The sequence below is a fragment of the Isoptericola croceus genome, from assembly GCF_029382255.1.
GTDB lineage: Bacteria > Actinomycetota > Actinomycetes > Actinomycetales > Cellulomonadaceae > Isoptericola > Isoptericola croceus.
Window position 1 is genome coordinate 1 of record NZ_JARLLG010000386.1, and the last position, 264, is coordinate 264.

At 45.1% G+C, this 264-nt stretch carries 1 protein-coding gene; it reads right to left on the reverse strand.

Going from position 1 to position 264, the window contains the following annotated elements:
• Positions 1-264: catalase (locus PZC42_RS21680; RefSeq protein WP_277214256.1), on the reverse strand; the 264-nt coding region annotated here is incomplete at both ends.

Genomic DNA, 264 nt, shown 5'->3' on the forward strand with positions numbered 1-264 from the left:
GTCGGAGTAAGAGAACAGGCGAGCCTGCAACATTTTGTCAGGGCTAGGTTCAACACCAGGGATCATATGGGCAGGACTGAAAGCAATCTGTTCTACTTCAGCGAAGTAATTCTTTGGGTTACGATCCAGCACCATTTTTCCAACAGGGATGAGAGGGAATTCTGAATGTGGCCAAACCTTTGTAAGATCAAAAGGATTTATTTTAGAGGTTTCAGCTTCCTTAGGAGTCATGACTTGCAAGTACCAGGTCCAGGATGGGTATTG